Source organism: Flavobacterium hibisci, assembly GCF_020026925.1.
GTDB classification, from domain to species: Bacteria; Bacteroidota; Bacteroidia; order Flavobacteriales; family Flavobacteriaceae; genus Flavobacterium; species Flavobacterium hibisci.
The window spans coordinates 85,544-110,290 of record NZ_JAIQDW010000010.1; the positions used below are offsets into that span (position 1 = coordinate 85,544).

Annotated in this window: 16 protein-coding genes; 14 read left to right on the forward strand and 2 right to left on the reverse strand. The window is 35.3% G+C overall.

Annotated elements, in window-relative coordinates; all coding sequences use genetic code 11:
* Window positions 1-3: 3 nt before the first annotated feature.
* Entirely contained in the window at window positions 4-6,960 is a 6,957-nt protein-coding gene (locus tag K8B81_RS11875; protein ID WP_223681732.1) for a leucine-rich repeat domain-containing protein, read from the reverse strand.
* Window positions 6,961-7,416: 456 nt separating this feature from the next.
* Here K8B81_RS11875 and K8B81_RS11880 point away from each other — a divergent pair, with 456 nt between their 5' ends.
* From K8B81_RS11880 to K8B81_RS11895, 4 genes are all read left to right on the forward strand, one after another.
* On the forward strand, window positions 7,417-8,727 hold the full coding sequence (locus K8B81_RS11880; protein WP_223681734.1) for an O-acetylhomoserine aminocarboxypropyltransferase/cysteine synthase family protein: 1,311 nt from the start codon (window positions 7,417-7,419) through the stop codon (window positions 8,725-8,727).
* Window positions 8,728-8,961: 234 nt separating this feature from the next.
* Window positions 8,962-10,824 carry an ABC-F family ATP-binding cassette domain-containing protein gene (locus tag K8B81_RS11885; RefSeq protein WP_223681736.1) on the forward strand — a complete coding sequence of 621 codons (1,863 nt, stop codon included), beginning with the start codon at window positions 8,962-8,964 and terminating at the stop codon, window positions 10,822-10,824.
* Between the two features lie 56 nt (window positions 10,825-10,880).
* Complete coding sequence (locus K8B81_RS11890) at window positions 10,881-11,351, forward strand: FKBP-type peptidyl-prolyl cis-trans isomerase (RefSeq protein WP_223681738.1); 471 nt, start codon at window positions 10,881-10,883, stop codon at window positions 11,349-11,351.
* Between the two features lie 57 nt (window positions 11,352-11,408).
* Window positions 11,409-12,191, forward strand: coding sequence for a class I SAM-dependent methyltransferase (locus K8B81_RS11895; protein WP_223681740.1), 783 nt, complete (start codon window positions 11,409-11,411; stop codon window positions 12,189-12,191).
* A gap of 56 nt (window positions 12,192-12,247) precedes the next feature.
* On the opposite strand, the gene K8B81_RS11900 is transcribed toward K8B81_RS11895, so the two are convergent.
* On the reverse strand, window positions 12,248-12,904 hold the full coding sequence (locus K8B81_RS11900; RefSeq protein ID WP_223681742.1) for a DUF6565 domain-containing protein: 657 nt from the start codon (window positions 12,902-12,904) through the stop codon (window positions 12,248-12,250).
* A gap of 278 nt (window positions 12,905-13,182) precedes the next feature.
* Between K8B81_RS11900 and K8B81_RS11905 the strand changes: the two genes are divergently transcribed.
* From K8B81_RS11905 to K8B81_RS11950, 10 genes are all read left to right on the forward strand, one after another.
* Window positions 13,183-13,869, forward strand: coding sequence for an ABC transporter ATP-binding protein (locus K8B81_RS11905; protein WP_025572795.1), 687 nt, complete (start codon window positions 13,183-13,185; stop codon window positions 13,867-13,869).
* Window positions 13,870-13,935: 66 nt separating this feature from the next.
* Window positions 13,936-14,505 carry a cob(I)yrinic acid a,c-diamide adenosyltransferase gene (locus K8B81_RS11910; protein WP_223681744.1) on the forward strand — a complete coding sequence of 190 codons (570 nt, stop codon included), beginning with the start codon at window positions 13,936-13,938 and terminating at the stop codon, window positions 14,503-14,505.
* 181 nt (window positions 14,506-14,686) lie between these two features.
* Window positions 14,687-14,908, forward strand: coding sequence for a DUF2795 domain-containing protein (locus K8B81_RS11915; protein WP_007138072.1), 222 nt, complete (start codon window positions 14,687-14,689; stop codon window positions 14,906-14,908).
* A 91-nt stretch (window positions 14,909-14,999) separates the two neighbouring features.
* Window positions 15,000-18,341: a preprotein translocase subunit SecA gene (secA, locus tag K8B81_RS11920; protein ID WP_223681746.1), complete on the forward strand. Its 3,342-nt coding sequence runs from the start codon at window positions 15,000-15,002 to the stop codon at window positions 18,339-18,341.
* 134 nt (window positions 18,342-18,475) lie between these two features.
* On the forward strand, window positions 18,476-18,853 hold the full coding sequence (locus K8B81_RS11925) for a hypothetical protein (protein ID WP_223681748.1): 378 nt from the start codon (window positions 18,476-18,478) through the stop codon (window positions 18,851-18,853).
* A gap of 113 nt (window positions 18,854-18,966) precedes the next feature.
* Window positions 18,967-19,770 (forward strand): MbnP family protein, encoded by an 804-nt coding sequence (locus K8B81_RS11930; RefSeq protein ID WP_223681750.1) that lies wholly within the window; start codon window positions 18,967-18,969, stop codon window positions 19,768-19,770.
* Between the two features lie 151 nt (window positions 19,771-19,921).
* Window positions 19,922-20,962 carry a cytochrome-c peroxidase gene (locus K8B81_RS11935; protein WP_223681752.1) on the forward strand — a complete coding sequence of 347 codons (1,041 nt, stop codon included), beginning with the start codon at window positions 19,922-19,924 and terminating at the stop codon, window positions 20,960-20,962.
* A 114-nt stretch (window positions 20,963-21,076) separates the two neighbouring features.
* The gene (locus K8B81_RS11940; RefSeq protein WP_223681754.1) at window positions 21,077-22,033 is read left to right on the forward strand and encodes a transporter; all 957 of its coding nucleotides are present in this window, start codon (window positions 21,077-21,079) and stop codon (window positions 22,031-22,033) included.
* 24 nt (window positions 22,034-22,057) lie between these two features.
* A complete protein-coding gene (locus tag K8B81_RS11945; RefSeq protein ID WP_223681756.1) occupies window positions 22,058-22,435 on the forward strand; it encodes a hypothetical protein in 378 nt (125 codons plus the stop codon).
* 97 nt (window positions 22,436-22,532) lie between these two features.
* The gene (locus K8B81_RS11950) at window positions 22,533-24,692 is read left to right on the forward strand and encodes a TonB-dependent receptor (RefSeq protein WP_223681758.1); all 2,160 of its coding nucleotides are present in this window, start codon (window positions 22,533-22,535) and stop codon (window positions 24,690-24,692) included.
* Window positions 24,693-24,747 lie beyond the last annotated feature (55 nt).

The window sequence follows — 24,747 nt, forward strand, 5'->3', positions numbered from 1 at the left end:
ATTTTATTGTATGATCATTTTTCCAGTTAATCGTCTCGGCCTTGAAGAAGTTTGTATTTCAATTGCGTAAAAATAAATCCCTGAAGAAAGGTCTTTTCGTAAAAAGTTCAGTTCATGTTTTCCTTTCGAAGTTTCTAAATTTTCGTGCACCCGAACAATCTGACCTTTGATATCGTAAACTATCAGCGATACTTTGTCTGCGTTTTCTTCTAGTTGATATTGTATTGTAGTCTGTTCCCTGAACGGATTCGGATAGTTTACAACTGTATTGTTTTTTTCTGAATCAAAATCATCAACTCCCAAATTATTACCAATGATTTTATAACGAAGTTCGTTTGCTTCATTATCTGAAATCATAGCCGAAACAATTATTGCATTTGGAGTCAGCTTTGCAATCGCCTGTTTGCCGGACAAGATTTTATCCATCGAAAAACCAATAATACTTACTTCACCATTTTGTTCAGCAATTGATGCGGTATATCCAATTGCAGAAAGTAATTCTGTTACCTGCGTTTTCGAAATTCCCTTCAAACGAATATCAAATGCTGCCACAGAATTGGTTTCACTTTCGATAAACAACGTATTATTTTCAATACTTAAAACCGTATTTTCCGTTGAAGCCAATTTGCTTGTGTTCGCTTTTTTCTCCTGAGTTCCTTCCTGAATTTTGTTAATCTGCGAAATGATATCCAGAATATTCAGGTTTTTATCCTTGTTTAAATCTGCAGCACCGTAATTAAAGAATTTTGGTTTTTGGCTTAGCGTATAATTCAATGAAGATTGTATATCAAGAATATTCACAATTCCGTCCAGATTCGCATCACCTTCTCTGTAGGTAATTGTATAAGTTAATACACTATTTCTGGCTGAACCTGCAATTTGTCTCAGTTCTAAAGTCTGATTATTCGGTACATTCCATTCGCTTAAAATACTGGTCAGTTTTATTCCGTCCTCTGGAATTGTAACCATCTGGAAATAATCTTTAAGTGTCATATTATACGATTGCGTTGCATTAAACAACGAATTTGTATGATCGTAATGATTTATTTTTCTGTCTGTAATTGTCGCGTTTAAGGTTAAGGGCAATTCTCCCAAATTAATTTTCTGACGATCCATTTTAATAGTTACGTTTACCGCAAATGCTGTTTCAATTCCCGTCAGTTCATTTTCAGAAAGATCAACTGTTTTTAATTTTGTAATTTTAGTTACGCTTTCCGGAATCGTTCCTGTCAGCTTATTACGATTTAAAGTAAGATTTTGCAATTCTGTAAACTTGCCTAATTCTGGACTGATATTTCCAGTAAGATTATTATCTGTCAGACTTATAGAAATCACATGTCCGTCATTCGTAATAACACCTTTCCATTTCTTCTCGTGAAGATTATTGGAAGAAATGTCCCATGGTTCTTTCCAGCCTGTTCCTCCGGCACTTTGAAAAAATGCTGTCAAGGCATTGTATTCTGTTTCGATTAAAGGCGTTTCAGAACCGTCGGCAACTCCTTTGAATTGTAAATACGTTCCCTGTGAAGTTCCTGTTCTTTGCCAAATCGTAATTTTGGCTCCGGCCGGAATACCCGAAATGGCAATATTTTGAAAAGTAAGTGTGTTATCTACTGCCGTTGCTTCGGATATTTTGAAATTATTGGCTTGTAGTTCAAACAAATATTTTCCACTGAAATCCTGGTCTTCTTCATTATAAGTTGTTATTGATGGAAGATCAACCACTATTTCATCGCCTCGCAAATACAAATATTCATCTTTTGCAATAATCTGACCTCTAAGGTTTACATAAACAAGATCGGGATTATAAGTAAATGGTTTTTCTAAATCATCAAAACTATTATTCGAAAGATCGATTTGTTCGATGTTGATAAAATCATTCAAATGTCCGGGAATAGTTCCTTTGAATAAATTGCCTGAAACAGATAGTTTTTTCAATCCTGAAATTCCTGATAAATTTGGTAAAGTCCCCTCGAATTTATTGGATTGTAAATTTATCGTTTTTAAATTTTGAAGATTCCCTAAGTTTGCCGGAATGGAACCTGTTATCGCATTTGTTTGTAAATTCAAAGTTTCCAGATATGCCAAATCAGACAATTCTGCCGGAAGCGTTCCCGAAAGATTATTTCCTGCCAGACTCAACGACACCACGTGACCATCTCTTGTGCCAACGCCGTACCAGCTTACTTCATGCAGTTTATTTTGACTGATATCCCATTTTTGAGTCCATTGTGCACCATTTGTACTGGCGTAGATTTTCTTCAGGATTTCAAATTCCTCGTCTGTCAATGGTTTTCCAAACACAACTTGTGTATAATTTATGGAAGTTCCCTGAGCAGTTCCGTCGTTCTGCACAATCCTAAGCTTGTCAGTTAATTTAATTCCGTACAACGCAATATCCTTAAAAATCAGTTTTCCTTCACTGTTCGAATAATTCGATGTTTTGTTTACACCATTAATAAAAAGCGTAAAATTATTTTTGTTGTTGATAACACCGCCATTTGAACTAAATAAAAACGTGCTTAATGTTGGAAGTGTTATTACCAATTCATTTGCCCCAACTTCTATCGTTGGAATCGTAATAGTCTGATAAGAGAAATCAGCCGTTTTTAAAAGTGGTAAAGCGGCTACAACTTCACTTATATCTTCAATAGTATTGTTACTGATATATAAAGTTTTTAAAGCCTGTAACTTATTCCATGAAGATGGAATTACGCCCTTTAAATTCGCATACCTTACATCTAAAGACTCCAAAGCTTCCAATCCGGAAAGAATTCCCAAATCTGTTGTGCTTAAATTTTTCGTATAACTTCCACCATATAAAGAAAGGTTTTTTAAATATTTCAGGTTTCCAAAAGATACCGGAATCGCTCCTGCAACATTTGAGGTATTATTTAAATTAAGTCCGGTAATGTGCCCATTTTGAATGCTTACTCCATACCAGGCACCTTCATGCAAATTATTCTCAGCTGTTATCCATTTGTTGTTCCAGTTATTGCCCCCCATTGCATTGTAAAAATCAACCAAAGCCTGATATTCAGTATCCGGAATTTTTGGCTGATCTACTTTTACGTTTGTAAAATAAATATTAGAATAATAAGCTGCACCCTGAGCGCCATCATATTGCTGATATAAATAGAGTTCATCCCCGGTTTTTAAAGTTGCCAGATAATCTGCAGGAATTGTGATTGTTCCGTCTCCGGCAACGGTTAAATTGCTTCCAACCTGAGATCCTTTTACATACAATCTAAATTGTCTTTGTGCCGAAAAATCATTCGAAGCTTTGTTGTACAAAACCGAATTTGGCAAATTACTTACTTTTACATCTGTTCCTTCATATAAAAAGTTTGCAATACTTAAAGTTTGTGAGTTCATTTCCAGATAAACCTGACTGGATAATAATCCTAAAATTGTTGCCACTTTATTGCCTGATAAATCCAAAGTTCTTAAAGCGGTTAATTTTTCTAATTCTTTAATTAAAACTTCAATTTGATTTGAAGACAAATTAAGAGTTACCAGATTTGTTAAATCACCTGTAGAAGCCGGAATTGCTTTTATTTGATTTCCTGATAAATTAACGGTAACCAAACTTTCCATTTCGCCAAATTGTGCAGGCAAAGCTGTAAGTGCATTATGGTCTAAATATAAAGTTTTTAACTTTTTGAGTTTACCCCACGATGATGGAATGTCACCTTTAATTTTGGTGTATCTTAAGTCTAAATATTCCAGTGATTCTAACTCTGATAAAACATTTAAATCTGTAGTGCTTAAATTGGTACCATAATTACCGCCGTATAAGGAAAGTGTTTTTAGGTATTTTAAATCGCCAATAGAAGTCGGAATTGCGCCAGAAACACCATAATTATTATTTAGGTCTAATCCCGTAATATGTCCGTTTTCGATGCTTACTCCATACCATGCCCCTTCATGTAAATTATTTGCAGAAACATCCCATTTATTGTTCCAGTTTGTACCGCCCATTACGGTATAAAAATCAACAAGTGCCTGATATTCTACATCCGGAATTTTGGGCTGATCCACTTTTAAATCTGTAAAATAAACCCTTGAATAATACGAACTCGAAGATCCGTCGTAATTTTGATACAAATACAATTCATCACCGGTTTTTAAGGAAGCCAGATACTTTGCCGGAATAAGAATACTTCCATCCTCTGCCATTTGCAAATTATTCACAACTACATTTCCGCGTAAATACAAATTAAAGGTTCTTCTTGACGAAAAATCATTTTTGTTTCTGTTGTATAAAACGATATTTGGAAAATCTTCTATCTTAACATCTGCTCCTTTATAAATAAAACCGGCTTTGCTTACGCTTTGCGAGTTCAGTTCAAGATATACCTGAGAATTTAGTAAACCCACAATAGTTGAAACTTTATTACTTGAAAGATCTATTGTTTTTAAAGTGGTGATATTTTCGAGCTCCTTGATCAAAACTTCTATTAAATTCGAAGATAAATTAAGCGTTACCAAATTGGTCAAATTTCCTATAGATACCGGAATTGCTTTTACTTTATTTGATGCAATATCCAGCGTAACCAGACTTTCCATTGCTCCTATTTCTTCCGGTAAAGCTGTAAGATTGTTATACCCTAAATAAACTGTTTTCAGCTTTTTTAAATTCGCCCACGTTGCAGGAATATCACCTTTAATTTGAGAATATCTCAAATCCAGGGATTCCAGGGACTCTAATTCAGAGAACACATTTAAATCTGTAGTGCTTAGATTTTTGCTGTAATTCCCACCATAAAGGGAAAGGTTTTTCAGGTATTTTAAATTACCAATAGAAGCCGGAACTGCTCCTGAAACGCCATAATTATTGCTCAGGTTTAATCCTGTGATGTGGCCGTTTTCAATACTTACCCCAAACCAGGCGCCTTCGTGAAGACTATTTTGGGTAATATCCCATTTATTGGTCCAGTTGGCGCCATTCATTGCATTATAAAAATCAACCAGAGCCTGGTATTCTGCATCAGGAATTGTAGGCTGATCTACTTTTAAATCAGGGAAATAAATTTTAGTATAATACGAACCTCCTGATCCGTCGTAATTTTGGTACAAATACAATTCGTCCCCTGATTTTAGCGACCCTAGATAGTTTACCGGAATAGTAAGACTTCCATCTGGCTGCATCTGCAGATTTGTAGCAACCTGGCTTCCCCGCAAATACAAATTAAAAGTTCTTCTTGACGAAAAATCATTTTTGGTTCTGTTGTATAAAACGACATTCGGAAAATTTTCAACCTTAACATCTGTTCCCTTATAAATAAAGTTTTCCATACTGATGCTTTGCGAATTGAGTTCAAGATAAACCTGAGCATTCAACAATGCCAGAATAGTCGAAATTTTATTAGCAGAAAGATCTACTGTTTTTAAAGTATTAATGTTTTCCAGTTCTTTAATCAAAACTCCAATTTGGTTGGAAGATAAATTTAGAGTCACTAAATTTTCAAGATTCCCTGTCGAAACAGGAATGGCCTGTATTTTATTTGAAGTCATATCCAGTGTAACCAGACTTTCGATTTCGCCAATTTCTTCGGGCAATCCCGTAATGGAATTGTAACCCAGATTCATCGTTTTTAGTTTTTTTAATTTGCTCCATGAAGACGGGACCGCACTTGTAATCTTACAATATCTTAAATCAATGGTTTCCAGAGACTGCAATTCTGAAATCACATTTAAATCTGTAGTGCCCAGGTTTTTTGAATAATTCCCACCATAAAGCGAAAGATTTTTAAGATATTTTAAATTCCCGAAAGATGCCGGAATTGCCCCGGAAACATTACTGGTGTTACTAAGATTAATTCCTGTAATATGCCCGTTTTCAATGCTTAAACCATTCCATGCACCTTCATTAAGATTATTTTCATTTACATCCCATTTGATGTTCCAGTTGTTGCCGTTCATGGCATTATAAAAATCAACCAATGCCTGATATTCTATTGCAGATACTGCCGGCTGGCTTACCTTTATATTAGACAAATAAAAACGGCTGTAATATGCGCCGCCATCAATACCGTCATATTGCTGGTACAAATAGACTTCGTCGCCACTTTTTATACTTGCCAGATAGGACGAAGGAATCGTTAAACTGCCATCTTCTGCAACCGTTATGGCGGTTCCAATCTGGCTACCCCGCACATAAACGATATATTGCCTTCTTGCTGAAAAATCACTTTTGGTTTTGTTATACAGCATAACGTTTGGGAGATTATCAATCTTTAGATCAACACCTTTATAAATCAAATTCTCAATATTTACTTGTTGAGAATTTAATTCCAGACTCACCTGATTTTTTAATAAACCAACAATTGTTTTAAGTTTATTATTCGCAAGATTTAAAGAAGTCAATGCTGCTAAATTTTCTACCTCTTTTATAAGAACCTGAATTTGATTTCCGGACAAATCAACTGTAACCAAACTTGTGAGTTCACCAAATTCGGGTGCGAAACCTGTAATAGCATTTTCACTCAAATACAATGTTTTAAGTTTTTTTAGCTTATTCCATGATGCAGGTATGTTTCCTTTTAATTTACAATATCGTAAATCAAGAGTTTCCAGTTCTTCTAACCCTGAAAAAACACTTAAATCAGTCGTATTTAAATCTTTTCCATAACTTCCTCCGTACAGTGAAAGTGTTTTAAGGTATTTTAAATTCCCGAAAGAAGCAGGAATTGTACCGGATATCCCACTTGTATTATTTAGATTAATACCTATAATATGCCCATTTTCGAGTGTTATACCGTACCAGGCAACTTCATGGAGATTATTTTCTCTTGTATTCCACTTATTACTCCAGTTAGATTCACCTGTTGCTTTATAGAAATCTACCAATGCCTGATATTCAGAATCTGGTACAGGAATATTTAAATTGTTTGTTTCGGCAAATAGTGATAGAGTGCTAAAAAGGCAGAGCAATCCGATAAGTAGTTTTCTTTTCATTTGTAATTATTTTATAATCAATCAATTATGCTTAATCAAATTTAAAACGCAACACAAAAGTAAGAAAAATATTGTATTTTAAATATTAAGACTGTTTTGCGTAATCATAAACAACTAATTATAAGCTATATACATTAAAAAATTACCTGACTTCAGGTAATACTGATTAAATATTATTTGTGAATTAATTTGCGTTGCTAAGGTATGTTGCTACATTTCGCAAACAATAAAACTTTCTTTATTAAGTTTAAAAAAGTGTGTTTCAGGGGATATGTCGGGGTAAATAACGATTATTGTAAAAGTGAAATTTGGCCAGATAACGCAAAAATTACAATTAGATTCAGAATTGCTAAAGTAATTTATCAAAAGTCGTAAATTGCACTACAACTAGTGTTGGCAGTCAATATCTTCACATTTTATATAACTGAGAATTTTCTAACTATTAAATATAAAAAAATGTCATCAACCCAAAATTCAAAAAAATTCGAAACACTTCAGATTCATGCAGGACAGATTCCGGATCCTACAACAGGATCAAGGGCAGTACCAATATATCAAACAAGCTCCTATGTATTTGAAAACGCCCAGCATGGCGCCAACTTGTTTGCACTGAAGCAATTTGGAAATATTTACACCCGGCTTCAAAATCCAACAACTGATGTTTTCGAAAAACGTGTTGCAGCCTTAGAGGGGGGTGTTGCTGCATTGGCAACTGCCTCTGGTCAGGCGGCACAATTTATAGCGTTGAACAACATTTTAGAAGCCGGAGATAATTTTATATCCAGCAGCAATATCTACGGTGGTACTTACAATCAATTCAAAGTAGCCTTCAAAAGAATCGGCGTTACAGTTCAATTCACAAATGAGACAACTGCTGAAGCTTTTGAGTCTCTGATTAATGAAAACACAAAAGCATTATATCTCGAAACAATTGGAAATCCAAGTTATGATATCCCGGACTTTGATAAAATTGCGGATGTTGCTAAAAGACATGATCTTCCTTTGATTGTTGACAATACATTTGGAGCTGGAGGCTATTTATTCAGGCCTTTAGAGCATGGCGCTTCGATAGTGGTTGAATCTGCAACAAAATGGATAGGCGGTCATGGTACAAGTATTGGCGGTATTATTGTTGACGGAGGCACTTATAATTGGGGCAATGGAAAATTCAAACAATTTTCAGAACCTTCAGAGGGTTACCACGGAATGGTTTTCTCCGATGTATTTGGTGTAAACAGCCCATTTGGTAATATTCAGTTCGCTATCCGTGCTCGCGTGGAGGGACTTCGCGATTTTGGTCCTGCTATCTCTCCATTCAATTCTTTTCAGTTGATCCAGGGACTGGAAACTTTATCCCTTCGTGTCCAGCGTCATGTTGACAACGCATTAGAAATTGCGAAATGGCTGGAAGCACATCCTCAGGTGGAGAAAGTAAATTATCCGGGACTTGAAAGTTCACCAAGTTATGCCAATGCACAGAAATATTTTAAAAAAGGATACGGTGCTGTTCTTTCCTTTCAAATAAAAGGTGATGTGACAAAAGCAGATGACTTTATTGACAGCTTAGAACTGATCAGTCATTTAGCTAATGTGGGCGATACAAAATCCCTGATTATCCACCCAGCGGCCACAACACATCAGCAGTTAAGCACTGAGGAGCAGAAAGCAGCAGGGGTATTCGTTGGACTGCTTAGATTATCTGTCGGAATTGAACACATTGATGATATCAAAGCAGATCTGCAACAGGCCTTTGATAAAATAAAATAACAAATAAGTAATCAGCAATTTATACAGTTATCATTTTTTATGGTATCGAAAAATTTGTGTAATTTAAGTAATTAAAGATTCAAAGTAAAAGATAGCCTTGCGCTATCTTTTTTTGTTACGTTCAAAAGGGTATATTTGCCGCTTAAATAGAAAAAAATCAGTCTTTTAAAGACAAATTAGAGACCTGTATGTTTAAAAACATTACAACTATTTGATTTTAAACAACCTAACAACATGAATTACTTATCTGTAGAAAATATATCAAAATCATTTGGTGAAAGAACACTTTTTGACAACATCTCATTCGGAATTAACAAAGATCAAAAAATTGCTTTTATAGCTAAAAATGGTTCCGGAAAAACAACCATCATGAGCATTATTAACGGTTTGGATGAGCCAGATACCGGGCAGGTAGTTTTAAGAAAAGGAATCCGGATGGCGTTTCTTTCCCAGGATAATAATCTTCAGGACGAACTGACTATCGAAGAAAGTATTTTTGCTTCTGATAATGAAACGCTTAAAATAATTGAAGCTTACGAAAAAGCACTTGAAAACCCGGAAGACGAAGAAGCTTATCAAAAAGCTTTTGACGGAATGGACCAGCATAATGCCTGGGATTTTGAAACACAATACAAGCAAATTTTATTCAAATTAAAACTGGAAGATTTCAAACTTAAAGTAAAAAATCTTTCCGGAGGACAAAAAAAACGTCTTTCACTTGCTATAATTCTAATTAACAGACCGGATTTATTGATTTTGGATGAGCCAACCAACCACTTAGACCTTGAAATGATTGAGTGGCTTGAAAGTTATTTTGCTAAAGAAAACATTACCCTCTTTATGGTAACGCATGACCGTTTCTTTTTAGAACGCGTATGCAACGAGATTTTGGAATTAGACAATGGAAAATTATACCAATATAAAGGAAATTACTCGTACTATTTAGAGAAAAAAGAAGAACGAATTACGTCTGAAAATGCCAGTGTTGACAAAGCTAAAAACTTATTTGTAAAAGAATTAGAATGGATGCGCCGCCAGCCAAAAGCCAGGACAACCAAATCTAAATCGCGCCAGGATGATTTCTACATTATAAAAGAAAAAGCCCAAAGCCGAAGAAAGGAAAATAAAGTCGAACTTGAAATTAATATGGAAAGAATGGGAAGCAAAATTATTGAGCTTCATAAACTTTCTAAAAAATTTAAAGACAAGGTTATCCTGGATAATTTTAGTTTTGATTTTCAGCGTGGGGAAAGAATCGGGATTATTGGTAAAAACGGAACAGGAAAATCAACATTTTTAAACCTGCTGACAGGAACAATTCCACCAGACAGTGGTCGTGTTGTAAAAGGTGACACTATAAAAGTTGGCTATTATACGCAATCCGGAATCAATCCAAAACCAGGTCAGCGTGTTATTGATATCATTAAAGAATATGGCGAATACATTCCGCTTGCCAAAGGCAGGATGATTTCGGCTTCACAATTATTGGAACGTTTTCTTTTTGATGCAAAAAAACAATATGACTATGTCGAAAAATTAAGCGGTGGCGAATTAAAACGTCTCTATTTATGTACTGTTTTGATTCAGAATCCAAACTTTTTAATTCTGGATGAGCCAACAAATGATTTGGACATTGTAACCTTGAATGTTTTAGAAAGTTTCCTTTTAGATTATCCCGGATGTCTGCTTGTGGTTTCGCATGACCGTTATTTCATGGACAAAATTGTCGATCATTTATTTGTTTTCAGAGGACAAGGAGAAATAGAAAACTTTCCAGGGAACTACTCTGATTTCCGTGCTTATGAAGACGGCGCCGATATTGCCCAGAAAGAAGAAAACAAAGCCGAAAAGAAAGACTGGAAACAAAATAATCCGACTGGAAATTTAAGCTTTAATGAACAAAAAGAGTATCAAAAAATTGAACGGGAAATAAAAGATTTAGAAATTGAGAAAACCAAAATCGAACAATTATTCTCTGACGGAAAAGTTGCTGATGCCGATATTGAGAAAAAAGGAAACGAATTACAAAATATCATTAATAAGATAGAACAGAAAGAGGAACGCTGGTTTGAGCTTTCTGCTAAAATAGAAGGATAATTCAAGGAATAATCCATCAAAATACAACATTGTAATATCAACTAAACAAATATAAAATGAAAAAACTTTTATCTACCCTATTGGTTTTCACACTTTTTTCATGCCTAAGTCCTGAAAATGATTCATATACACCGCCTAAAGACTTTATGGCAGAAAATGACAAAGAAATTACCGATTACATTGCCAAAAATAATTTAACAGCTCAAAAAACCAGTTCAGGCTTGTATTATGTTATTAATGAGCCTGGCGAAGGAACACAACCAACAGCTTCTTCTAACGTTACAGTAATTTACAAAGGATATTACACTAACGGAACTGTCTTCGATCAGGGAAAACCTGAAGGGGTTTCGTTTGGTTTAAAACAAGTAATCCAGGGCTGGACAGAAGGAATTCCTTATTTTAAAACAGGTGGCAGCGGTATTCTTTTGATCCCATCGCATCTGGGATATGGACCTTATGATTACAGAGGGATTCCGGGAGGATCTGTACTTATTTTTGATGTTAAATTAATTTCAGTAAACAACTAAATTATATATCAATATTGGCTCTATTATATGAATTGAGCCAATATTGAAAAACTAAAAATGCTGTTCCAAATAAAATCATATCTAAAGTTTCTTTGGCATTCTAAAAACGAACATGCCGTTCATTCGCCGTTTGTTTTTAATTTACTGACAAAATGTTTTTACGATAAGAAAAGCAAACCTGAATATGCAATTCTAAAAAAATATAGAAAAGCGCTTATAGGAAATAAAAATTTCATTGAAGTAACTGATTTTGGAGCAGGTTCTAGAGTTTTTAAAACCAATAGAAGACAAATTTCTAAAATTGCACAAACAGCTGGAATTTCGCCAAAGCGAGCAGAATTGTTATTTCGAGTTACCAATTATTTTAAGCCGAAAAATGTTTTAGAAATTGGAACCTCTTTAGGATTAGCGAGTTCATCTATTGCATTGGGAAATAAAGAATCTTTTTTGCTTAGCCTTGAAGGTTGTCAAAATACACAATCAGTCGCGAAAAATTTATTTAATAAACAATTTCCAGATTTTAATTTTGACTTTGTGAATTCAGAATTTAGCAAATTTCTGAAAGATGGATCAGCAAACATTTGTGATTGGAATTTAATTTATTTTGATGGAAATCATTCTAAAAAAGCGACTTTAGCTTATTTCGACCTTTTACTGCCAACAATCGACAACGATTCTGTTTGGATTTTTGATGATATTCATTGGTCTTCTGAAATGGAAGAAGCCTGGGAAACCATAAAAAAACATCCAAAAGTAAAAGTGACAATAGATACTTTTCAATGGGGATTTGTATTTTTCAGGCACGAGCAGGAAAAAGAACATTTTATAATTCGGGCATAAAAAAATGACAACCATTTCTGATTGTCATTTTCAAAACTAAAATAAACCTAACTAACCTATTTTTTTGCTGCTGCGTTTTCTTCAGATTTTGCGCCCATTCTGTTTACAGTATACATTGGTGCAAATTTTATTTTTAAGCCGGCAATTTTTCGATTATCTTCAGCTGTCAAACCTTCTTTTTCAACTGTATTTTTACGGCTGTCAAGCGCTTCATACATTAACTTGATTTCATCCCAGTCTTCACGTGAGTAGCTGTCTTTATTATTTTGTACAGTATTCACAAATTGATCGTAAACACTAAGAATGTTTTTAGCATTTACCCATGCAAAACTCATATCGTCACCTATTTTTCCTTCTCCAAATAATGAATTACGCAATTTTTGTTTCGGAGTTACCTCAGGCGCAAGCTTAGCAGCCATTTGATTTTTAAACTCTTCGTATTTAATTTTACTTTCATTGATTTTTTCAGTTTCAGCAGTATTATCCTTAAGATCAGCAAGAGCTGCTTGTGCATTTTCTGCTCTTCTTTCATATTCAGCTTCAACATCTTTCCAGTCAGCTTTCAAATCCTCTTCTGCTACATTTTTTACTGAATCAACATATGCTACATAAGAATCAATTTTCTTTTTTGCCTGTTCTTGTTTTTCGTCTTTGCATGATGTAAAACCTAATGCAATTAATACAATACCTGATAAAAGTTGTATGTTTTTCATAATTTTGATTATTTAATTATTAGATATCCAAATTTACTCCACATAAAAACAAAATAAATTACATTATTATCATGTTTTTAAAATTAAATATCTTTTAAAAATATAAAACATCATAAATAATGATAATTATATAAAATTTATTAAAAAAACTGTAATAATATCAAACCTAATAATTAGATTATTAATAAAGATGCCTTGTAACAAAATGTGATTCTAAACTACTTATACTTTTTATTAAAAAGTGTTTTGTACTTTTAAATCCAAAATTGTAAAACGAAATGGCAAATCCATTAATTAAAATAACTGACATTAAGCGAAATTTTGTACTTGGAAATGAAATTGTGTATGTCTTAAAAGGTGTTAATTTAGAAATTAATAAAGGAGAATATGTAGCTTTAATGGGGCCGTCAGGTTCAGGTAAATCTACTTTAATGAACTTACTGGGCTGCTTAGATACTCCAACTTCAGGACGCTATATTTTGAATGGAAAAGACGTTAGCCAGATGCGTGATGATGAATTGGCCGGAATTAGAAACAAAGAAATCGGATTCGTTTTCCAGACCTTTAACCTTCTCCCAAGAACTACTGCATTAGACAATGTTGCCTTGCCAATGATTTATGCCGGACATCCTAAATCAGAACGAGTTGTTCGCGCGACTGAAGTTTTAAAACAAGTAAATCTTGCAGACAGAATGGACCATCAGCCCAATCAGCTTTCAGGAGGACAGAGACAGCGTGTTGCTATTGCCCGGGCATTAGTAAACAAACCCTCTATCATTCTGGCAGATGAGCCAACAGGAAACTTAGATAGTAAAACTTCTGTAGAAATCATGAAGCTTTTTGGCGATATTCATGCTCAGGGAAACACTGTAATTCTGGTTACTCACGAAGAAGATATTGCGGCTTATGCACACCGTGTTATTCGTTTACGGGATGGCCTGATCGAAAGCGATACATCAAAATAATTATAGATTTCTAATTTAGACTATCTTCAAAAAAATTTAGTATCACAGAATCTTAGCTTCTAAAAAATGAAAATATATACCAAAACAGGCGATAAAGGTACAACTGCCCTCTTTGGAGGAACCCGTGTCCCAAAAGACCATATCAGAATTGAAAGTTATGGAACCGTTGATGAGCTCAACTCCTATATAGGATTAATTCGTGATCAGGAAATCGATTCTCATTATAAGTCAATTTTAATAGAAATTCAGGACAGGCTTTTCACTATCGGTGCCATTTTGGCAACCCCTCAGGAAAAAGAAGTTTTGAAAAACGGCAAACTCAGATTACAAAACCTTGGCATAATTGATTCTGATATTGAATTACTGGAAAATGAAATAGATAAAATGGAGGAAGGCCTAAAACCAATGACTCATTTTATTTTACCAGGCGGTCACACAGCAGTGTCACATTGTCATATTGCGCGTTGTATTTGCCGCCGTGCAGAACGATTAGCAGTACATTTAAGCCATAATGAACCTGTACCGGAAATCACAATTAGCTACTTAAACCGACTTTCTGACTACCTTTTTGTCTTGGCACGGAAGTTGTCGTCTGACCTTAAAGCGGAGGAAGTGAAATGGATTCCGAGGAAATAAATTTTCTTTAAATTCCAATTTTTGAAATCCCAAATTCCAACTATCAGAGCTTTTTTTTGGGTTTTGTAATTTAATTTTTGGAATTCACCAGAAACGTTCTTAAATTTTATTAAAATAAATCATTTTTTACTTGTCTTTTTCAGTAAAAAATTTATTTTTGCACAAACTAAATCGACAACAGATGTATTGGACATTAGAATTAGCATCTTATTTAAGTGATGCACCGTGGCCTGCTAACAAAGACGAACTTATTGACTACGCTATCAGAGCAGGAGCTCCTTTAGAAGTAGTGGAAAACCTACAGTCGATTGAAGACGAGGGAGAGATATATGAATCAATGGAAGAAATTTGGCCTGATTATCCAACAGACGAAGATTATCTTTGGAATGAGGATGAATATTAAAAAATAAACCAAATGAAAAAGTCTCATCACAGAGGCTTTTTTTTTGGTTCAAATACACATTATTTTACATAAAATAGAAATACAATAAATCATGAGTTTTATAAACAGTATTATTAAAGTCTTTGTAGGTGATAAATCACAGAAAGATGTTAAAGCTTTACAACCTTACTTAAATAAAATTAAAGCATTCGAAGCCCCTTTAATGAGTCTGTCAAACGACGAATTAAGAGGCAGGACCGTTTACTTTAAAGATAAAATAAAAGAAGCGAGATCTGAAAAAGATGCTAAAATTGCTTCGCTTAAAGCGGAGGTTGAAAAGATTGAAGACATCGATAAAAGAGAAGACCTATATGATGCAATAGATGCTCTTGAAAAAGAAGCTTATGAAATTTCAGAAAAAACGCTATTGGAATTACTTCCTGAAGCATTTTCTGTTGTAAAAGAAACGGCTCGTCGTTTCAAAGAGAATTCACACATTGAAGTTACTGCAACTGCAAAAGACCGCGAATTCTCTGCTGCAAAACCATATATTACGATTGAAGGCGATAAAGCAATCTGGGCTAACAAATGGAATGCTGCAGGGAAAGATATAACCTGGGACATGATTCACTATGATGTGCAGCTGATTGGCGGTATGGTCTTGCACGAAGGTAAAGTTGCCGAAATGCAGACGGGAGAAGGTAAAACTTTGGTAGCTACTCTTCCACTTTACTTAAACGCTTTAACAGGAAACGGAGTTCACTTAGTAACAGTGAACGACTACTTAGCAAAACGTGACAGCACATGGAAAGCGCCTTTATTCGAATTCCACGGTTTATCTGTTGATTGTATCGATAACCACCAGCCAAGTACTGAAGCCAGAAAAAAAGCCTACGATGCTGATATCACTTACGGAACCAACAACGAGTTTGGTTTCGATTACTTAAGAGATAACATGGCGCACTCACCAAGCGATTTAGTGCAGAGAAAACACAATTTTGCTATTGTCGATGAGGTTGACTCTGTACTAATTGATGACGCCAGAACACCGCTTATCATTTCTGGACCAGTTCCTCAGGGAGATCGCCACGAATTCAACGAATTGAAGCCAAAAATCGAAAACTTAGTTGCACAACAGCGTCAGTTAGCGAATGGTTTCTTAGCTGAAGCTAAAAAATTAATCAAAGAAGGCAATACTAAAGAAGGTGGTTTCTTATTGTTAAGAGCTTACAGAAGTTTACCTAAAAATAAAGCATTAATTAAATTTTTAAGTGAAGAAGGAATTAAACAATTGCTTCAAAAAACTGAAAATCAATATATGCAGGACAACAATCGTGAAATGCACAAAGTGGATGAAGCTTTGTATTTTGTGATTGAAGAGAAAAACAATCAGGTAGAATTAACTGATAATGGTATCAAATATTTATCAGGAGATACTGATGCGGATTTCTTCGTTTTACCGGATATTGGAACTGAAATTGCTGCTATCGAAAAACAAAAACTGGATAAAGATGCTGAAGCTGAAGCGAGAGAAAGACTGTTTCAGGATTTTGGTGTAAAAAGTGAGCGTATCCATACGCTGACACAGCTTTTAAAAGCGTATACTCTATTCGAAAAAGATGTAGAATACGTTATCATGGACAACAAAATTATGATTGTCGATGAGCAAACTGGCCGTATCATGGACGGACGTCGTTATTCAGACGGTCTTCATCAGGCAATCGAAGCTAAAGAAAACGTGAAAATCGAAGCTGCTACTCAAACTTTTGCAACCGTTACATTACAGAATTATTTCAGAATGTACAGCAAATTGGCTGGTATGACAGGTACTGCTGTTACTGAAGCGGGTGAGTTATGGCAGATTTACAAACTGGATGTTGTTGAAATTCCAACCAACCGTCCAATTGCAAGACATGACAAGGAAGACTACATCTACAAAACAACACGTGAAAAATTCAATGCCGTAATCGAAGACGTTACCGAATTATCAAAAGCAGGAAGACCCGTATTGATTGGAACAACTTCTGTAGAGATTTCAGAATTATTAAGCCGTATGCTTAAAATGAGAGGAATCACACACAACGTATTGAATGCTAAAATGCACAAGCAGGAAGCACAAATCGTTGAAGAAGCCGGTAAAGCCGGTGTTGTAACTATCGCAACAAACATGGCTGGTCGTGGTACCGATATTAAATTATCTCCGGAAGTAAAAGCTGCAGGCGGTTTAGCAATCGTTGGTACAGAGCGTCACGATTCCCGTCGTGTTGACAGACAGTTACGTGGTCGTTCTGGTCGTCAGGGAGATCCAGGAAGTTCTCAATTCTATGTTTCTCTTGAAGATAACTTAATGCGTTTATTTGGTTCTGAAAGAGTTGCGAAAGTAATGGACAGAATGGGGCTGAAAGAAGGAGAAGTAATTCAGCATTCTATGATGACAAAATCTATCGAACGCGCTCAGAAAAAAGTAGAAGAAAATAACTTTGGTGTTCGTAAACGTTTATTAGAATATGATGACGTAATGAATTCTCAGCGTGAAGTTGTTTACAAACGTCGTCGTCACGCATTGTTCGGAGAGCGGTTGAAACTGGATATCGCCAACATGCTTTATGATACCTGCGAATTGATTGTAGACCAAAACAAAGTAAATAACGATTTCAAAAATTTTGAATTTGATTTAATTCGTTTCTTCGGAATCACGTCTCCGATTGCTGAAACTGATTTCTCTAAATTATCTGAAATCGAAATCACCGGAAAAGTGTACAAAGAAGCTTTGGCTTTCTATACAGAAAAAACAGAAAGAAGTGCCAGAGAAGCTTTCCCGATTATCAAAGGCGTTTTTGAAGAGCCAAACAATCATTTCGAAAGAATTGTAGTTCCATTTACAGACGGAATCAAAACTTTAAACGTTGTTACAGATCTGAAAAAAGCCTATGAAAGCGAAGGTGCTCAGTTGATTTCTGATTTCGAGAAAAACATTACACTTTCTATTGTTGATGAAGCCTGGAAAAAGCACTTACGCAAAATGGACGAATTGAAACAGTCTGTTCAATTAGCAGTTCACGAACAAAAAGATCCATTGCTTATTTATAAACTGGAAGCTTTCAATTTGTTTAGAGGAATGTTGGATAACGTAAATAAAGAAGTTATTTCATTCTTATTCAAAGGTGATTTGCCTGCTCAAAACGTTCCTGAAATTCACGAAGCAAGAGAAGTTCGTCAAAAAGAAAATTTCAAATTAAGCAAAGATGAAATTCCTAACAGCGAAGATATTAATCGTGAAGCTGGAGAAACACAACAGCGTCAGGTTACGGAAACTATCGTTAGGGATATGCCAAAAATTAACCGAAATGACACTGTAACGGTTCAGGAAGTTGCTACAGGAAAAACGGAAACAATGAAATTTAAAAAAGCAGAAAGCCTAATTGCTAATGGCACTTGGGTTCTTGTGAAATAACAATTTCTAAAGTAATACATTCTATATCCCCAATTACAAAAGTAGTTGGGGATTTTTTTATGCAAAAAAAATAATATTTGTTCTTTCTAAAACGAATAAAATGTATTTTTGCAAACGAAACAAAGAAACAACTTTTGAAAAAGTTATTGATCATATTTCTTTCCTGCATGCTATTAGTTCCTTCTTTTGGCAGTTTCTTTGTTTACACCTCATTCAAATTAAATCAGGACGAAATTGCAAAAACCATCTGTGTTCAGCGAAAAATGGTTTTTAATAGCTGTAACGGTCGTTGCGAACTTCAAAAAAGTCTTAAGAAATATGCCGACAATGAAAAAAAGATGCAAAACAACCTCAAAGAAAAAGTTGAAGTTGTTTACATTCAAAATTCACCTGTAAGTCATTTTAAGTTAATAGAACCAATCGAATTAAAAGCAAAACTTTATGCTAATTTCGATGAGAAGCCTATTTCGGTTTCAAATGTTCTGTTTCATCCTCCATCCTATTTTATATAATTTTTAAATACGATTTCATTTTCAAAACTGAAATCATTTTTCATTGTTTGAATAAGCAATGAAATGTGTTTAGGCACATCCAAAATTTAATTAAATTATATAAAATTCTTAAAATGAAAAATACTTTATACAAAGCATTAGCTATTGTAACACTCTCTATATCTTTATTTTCCTGCTCTAATGATGATGACAACAATGCAGTAACCGGAAATGGAAACATCACTTTAAAATTTGACAATGCTTACGGTGCAAACGACCTTATTTTAAATACTCAGGGCAATACAACTTCTAACAATGAAGTTTTAAAAATCAGCCTTGTAAAATATATTGTCAGCAACGTAGTTTTCACAAAAGCAGATGGTACAACATTAACTTACCCAAAAAGTAAAAGTTATTTTATTGCTGACGAATCTACTGCTGCCGGTCAACAATTTCAACTGACTGACATTCCGGCCGGAGATTACGTAAAAGTAAAATTCGGAATTGGGGTTGATGAAGAACAATGGAAATTAGGTGCTTCAGGTCAGGGCGATTTTCTGGCTCAGGCAGATGCTGCTGATTTAATGTGGTCATGGGCAGCAGGCTATAAATTCCTTGCTTTCGAAGGAACATTTACCTCAGCCACGGTTGAAAATCCTACACCGTTTATGATTCACACCGGAAAAACCGGAACCGATTATAATTATACCGACGTAACTTTGGACTTGCCTACAAAAGCATTGGTTCGTTCTGACATCACGCCTGCCATACACATTGTTACCGATCTTTCTAAAATTATTGACGGCCAAAACAAAATCAAACTTTCAGACAACAATATGGGAGGAATGGGCGCCATGATTATGGGCGGGGCAAACTTACCGCTGATTACCCAAAACATCCGTGCGATGTTCAAAATTGACCACGTACACAACGATTAATTTTATTTTCAGGAGCACAAGACTTTCGGTTGCACAGACGAATGTCCCGCTATACGTTTCAATCTTTTGTTTTTTAAAGAAAAAAACAAAAGGATTTTCACTTCTATCGGGGCTAATCCGGAACTCTTGTGCTTCTTAAAACCATAGTATCATGTTGAAGATAAAATATTTTCTCCTTTTAATACTTTCATTATTATGGAGCTGTACAGATCAGGAAGATGAATATGTAAATATTCCGCTGGAATTTAAAGTTCCATCCAACTTTCCGGATCTGGCATATAATATTGCCTTAAATCCGCCAACGGAAAAAGGCTTCGAACTAGGAAAAAAGTTGTTTTATGATGGGCGTTTAGCATCTGATGGCGTTGTTTCCTGCGGATTCTGCCATATTCAGGCCAACGCTTTTACGCACCACGGACACACGGTGAGCCATGGCGTTGATAATGCTCAGGGCACACGAAACACACCACCTATTCAGAATTTAGCCTATCAAAGCATTTTTATGTATGACGGAGCAGCAGATCATTTAGATTTACAACCCATTATTCCGCTGACGAGTATTATCGAAATGAATGGTGATCTGAATGCCATCCTAAAAATGATGAAAGCCGACAAGGAATATCAAAAACTCTTTGGTCAGGCATTTGACGACGGCGCGATCACCACCGAAAACATGCTGAAAGCGTTGTCTCAATTTATGGTAATGATCATTTCATCCAATTCAAAATTTGATAAATACAGACGAAATGAATCGGGTGGTACTTTCACCACGGATGAATTAGCAGGCTACGATTTATTTAAATCTAAATGCGCTTCCTGCCACGCAACCGATTTACAAACGGATAATTCGTTTAGAAACAACGGCCTCGCAGTAAATCAGGCTGTTAATGATGTTGGACGCTACAGAGTAACTGAACTGGTAAGTGATTATTACAAATTTAAAGTCCCTAGTTTACGAAATGTCGAAGTTTCAGGACCGTACATGCATGACGGAAGATTTGGAACTCTTGAAGGCGTTTTAGATCATTATGCGTCCGGAATTGAAAACTCAAATACACTTGACCCGATTTTAAAACAAAACGGAAAATTTGGAATCACACTTTCTGAGACCGATAAAAAACAAATAATAGCTTTTCTTAAAACGTTAACCGATCATGAATATTTAACGGACAAACGTTTTTCTGAATTCTAAATATATAATGAAAACCAGAACCCTAGCCCCGATAGCAGTGAAAATCCTTTTGTGCCGGGGTTCGGCACAAAAGATTGGAACGAATAGCGGGATTAGCTCCTAAAAACAATTAAAATGAAAAATTTAATAGTAATCTGTACCCTGATAGTTAGTTTATCAGCCTTTAGTTTTACAGAAAAAGACAGTACTTCGATATTTACCTTTAAGCGTTTATTGTTCGAAAACTTTGACTGTGATGCCTGTGGGTGTTCGGCAAGTGGCGGAAGTATGGGATTTAGTTCGATGCTGAATAATAATTTTGTTGGTTTAAGATATTTCAAACAAAGTTATACGAGCCGGGACGGGATTTTTGCCAATTCTCCGTGGATTGATGAAAATTTCAATACGGTTCAGGCCTGGGCAAGGATTCCTGTTAGCGAAAAAATCCAGATTTCGGCACTGGTCCCGTATCATTTCCATGAAAGAGAATTAACCGCAGGAACCGAAAGCATTGAAGGATTGGGAGATGTTACTATTATGGGATTGTACAAACTTTATGAAACTAAAAAGGACAGTGCCGTTTTTACCCATAAAATAAATATTGGAGCGGGAATTAAAATCCCGACTGGTAAATTTACAGAAGCGAATAATCTGGGAAGCATCAACCAGAGTTTTCAGTTAGGCACCGGAAGTTGGGACTATTCTGTGGTGTCTGAATATGTCGTTAACCGAAAAAAAATAGGTTTAAATACTACTTTAAATTATATTTTTAAAACCGAAAACAGCAAAAACTACCAATACGGCGATCAGTTTAATTATGCTGCTACCATATTTTATTTATTTGATTTTGACGATTTTCAACTGGTTCCACAAGCCGGTCTTGCTGGCGAAGTTTACCAAACCAATAAACAACACGGACTGGATTTACCCAATACAGCCGGGGATATTTTGTTTGGAAAATTTGGTATCGAAGCCGGAAAAGATAAATTTTCAATTGGTATAAATACGATGCTCCCTGTTAACCAAAATTTATCGAATGGTAAAATCGAAGCCAATTACAGATGGAGTGTAAATTTAAATTACACGCTTTAAAATATTAAATTAAAGAAACAAATTTTGAAAAAGTTACTCATCCTATTTCTTTCCTGCATGCTATTAGTTCCTTCTTTTGGCAGTTTCTTTGTTTATACCTCATTCAAATTAAATCAGGAAGAAATTGCAAAAACCATTTGTGTTCAGCGCAAAATGATCTTTAATTCGTGTAACGGCCGATGTGAACTTCAAAAAAGTCTGAAGAAATATGCCGACAACGAAAAAAAGATTCAAAACAACCTGAAAGAAAAAGTTGAAGTTGTTTACATTCAAAATTCACCAATAGCTAATTTCAAATTAATTACACCAATCGAATCAGCAATACAACTTTTTGCTTCTTTTGATGCGAAACCTATTTCGGTTTCCAATAATACTTTTCATCCTCCATCCTGTTTTATATAAATTTTAGCATCCTTTTTCAATTAAAAAATTGAGAAGACTTTTTCTTGTTTTAAACTTCAGGAAAAGACATTACTTTTTAAAATTTATATCATTTAAAATGAAAAAAATATACCTTACCCTATTCATTATAGGGCAATGTGTGCTTGCACAAAATAAAACAGAACAGAATACAACCAAGTCACAAGAACTTGAAAACGTTTTTATAACTGCAAATCGTACCGCAACTTTACGTAAAGAAACACCTGTTGCTATTAGTAAACTGACAGCCAAAACCATCAACGAAGCCAAAGCTACTGCGGTTTACGAAATCATAAACAAAACACCGGGAGTTCTCATGGTCAATTTAGGAAACGAACAGCATATGATGTCGATTCGTCAGCCGATGACAACCAACGCCTATTATTTATATCTGGAAGACGGTCTGCCCATTCGCCCCATGGGAATTTTCAATCACAATGCTTTATTAGAGATTAATCAGTTTAACCTACAAAGTATTGAAGTGGTAAAAGGCCCGGTTTCTTCTTTATATGGTTCTGAAGCTGTGGGCGGAACTATCAATTTAATTTCGCTAAAACCACCTCTTGATCCCGAATTTAAATTTGGAATTCAGGCCGATAATTATGGTTACAGAAGATTTCAGGCGACCGGTGGTGCTACTATTGGAAAAGTTGGTTTTCATGTTGCCGGAATATCGAGTTTACAGGAAAATGGCTGGATGACGTATTCTGATTATAACAAAGACAATCTGAATGCCAGAATAGATTACAACATCTCACCTTCTACCCGACTGATCAGCAATACCATGTATGGAAAATATTATTCGGATATGAGCGGAAGTGTTAACGAGGAAGCTTTCAATAACAGAACTTATAAAAGCACTACTGATTTTACATACAGAAAATCGGATGCTTTAAGAACCCGACTAACTTTAGAGCACGACTGGAACAGCAATTCAAGCAGCTACATTACCGCTTATTTACGCGATAACAAATTAGGCCAAAATCCTTCTTACGGAATCAAATGGAATCAGGCTGTAAATCCTACAACTGCAAAAGGTGAAGTCAATTCAAATAACTTCAAGAGTTATGGAGCAATCGGACAGCATACTCAAAAGTTTGAATTCCTGAATACTAAACTGGTTGCAGGAGCTCTTCATGATTATTCCCCTGTTACCTACTGGTCATATGTTATCGATTTAAAAGCTAATCTAAATCCGGGAGAAGCCGGAAAACAAACGGTAGATTCCTACGAAATTATTGCCGAGCATCCAGACTCAAAATTAGCTGATTATTCGGCTGATATTTACAACTATGCCCAATATGCTCAATTGAGTTTTAACCCAATTGAAAAATTAGTTATTAGTTTTGGAGGGCGCTATGACAACATGAAAATAGATTATGAGAATTCCCTGGACAATTCTGCCGGAAACAAAGTCTATGACAAAATGACTTTTAAAGCCGGAGCCAATTATAACCCTTTTGATTTTGCTGGCTTTTACGGTAACTATTCACAAGGTTTCGCACCTCCGGGAATCACTTCAATTTTCAGGGCTAAACCTGGAACTGGCGGTTCAACAGGCGTTCCTGCCGAGTTTTATTACAACTTAAAACCGGCAGATTTCGAGAACTATGAAATTGGCGGATGGCTTTCCTTCTTTCAAAATAAATTAAATTTTGACTATGCTTTCTATTATATGGAAGGTAAAAACGAACTTTTAAGTATTAAACTGCCTGATAACTCAACCGATTATCGTTCAGCCGGAGAAACACGTCATAAAGGAATTGAGTTTGGTGCTTCCTACCGACCTTCTAAACAATTGAATATTCGTCTTGGCGGAACTTACGCACAGCATACTTATATCGATTTTAAACTTTCAGACAAGCCGTCAGATCCGGTACAGAATTTAAACGGAAAAGAAATGCCGGCTGCTCCAAGATGGTCAGGTAATTCAGAGTTAAGTTATTACCCGAACTGGCTTCCAAACTTAAGAACTTCCATCGAATGGCAGCTTGTAGGCAGTTATTATCAGGATCAGATTAATACTGTAAAATATGACGGCTATAATTTATTCAATGCCAGAATTGGTTACCAATGGAAAAGCATAGAAGTGTATGGAAACGTAATGAACTTAACTGACAAATTATACGCCTATAATGTTTCGAGAACGAACGTAGCAAATGCTCAGCCAACCTACACAGCGGCAGCACCAAGAACATTTGTATTCGGAATACAATATAATTTATCATTAAAAAAATAATTTTTAGAAGCTAATCCCGCTCTACGCTATATCTTTTGTGGCGAACCCCACCACA

Excerpts from the sequence above, each read along its gene's own strand:
- K8B81_RS11875 (WP_223681732.1), bottom strand. The coding sequence starts at position 6,960 with ATGAAAAGAAAACTACTTATCGGATTGCTCTGCCTTTTTAGCACTCTA.
- K8B81_RS11880 (WP_223681734.1), top strand. The coding sequence starts at position 7,417 with ATGTCATCAACCCAAAATTCAAAAAAATTCGAAACACTTCAGATTCAT.
- K8B81_RS11885 (WP_223681736.1), top strand. The coding sequence starts at position 8,962 with ATGAATTACTTATCTGTAGAAAATATATCAAAATCATTTGGTGAAAGA.
- K8B81_RS11890 (WP_223681738.1), top strand. The coding sequence starts at position 10,881 with ATGAAAAAACTTTTATCTACCCTATTGGTTTTCACACTTTTTTCATGC.
- K8B81_RS11895 (WP_223681740.1), top strand. The coding sequence starts at position 11,409 with ATGCTGTTCCAAATAAAATCATATCTAAAGTTTCTTTGGCATTCTAAA.
- K8B81_RS11900 (WP_223681742.1), bottom strand. The coding sequence starts at position 12,904 with ATGAAAAACATACAACTTTTATCAGGTATTGTATTAATTGCATTAGGT.
- K8B81_RS11905 (WP_025572795.1), top strand. The coding sequence starts at position 13,183 with ATGGCAAATCCATTAATTAAAATAACTGACATTAAGCGAAATTTTGTA.
- K8B81_RS11910 (WP_223681744.1), top strand. The coding sequence starts at position 13,936 with ATGAAAATATATACCAAAACAGGCGATAAAGGTACAACTGCCCTCTTT.
- K8B81_RS11915 (WP_007138072.1), top strand. The coding sequence starts at position 14,687 with ATGTATTGGACATTAGAATTAGCATCTTATTTAAGTGATGCACCGTGG.
- secA (WP_223681746.1), top strand. The coding sequence starts at position 15,000 with ATGAGTTTTATAAACAGTATTATTAAAGTCTTTGTAGGTGATAAATCA.
- K8B81_RS11930 (WP_223681750.1), top strand. The coding sequence starts at position 18,967 with ATGAAAAATACTTTATACAAAGCATTAGCTATTGTAACACTCTCTATA.
- K8B81_RS11935 (WP_223681752.1), top strand. The coding sequence starts at position 19,922 with ATGTTGAAGATAAAATATTTTCTCCTTTTAATACTTTCATTATTATGG.
- K8B81_RS11940 (WP_223681754.1), top strand. The coding sequence starts at position 21,077 with ATGAAAAATTTAATAGTAATCTGTACCCTGATAGTTAGTTTATCAGCC.
- K8B81_RS11950 (WP_223681758.1), top strand. The coding sequence starts at position 22,533 with ATGAAAAAAATATACCTTACCCTATTCATTATAGGGCAATGTGTGCTT.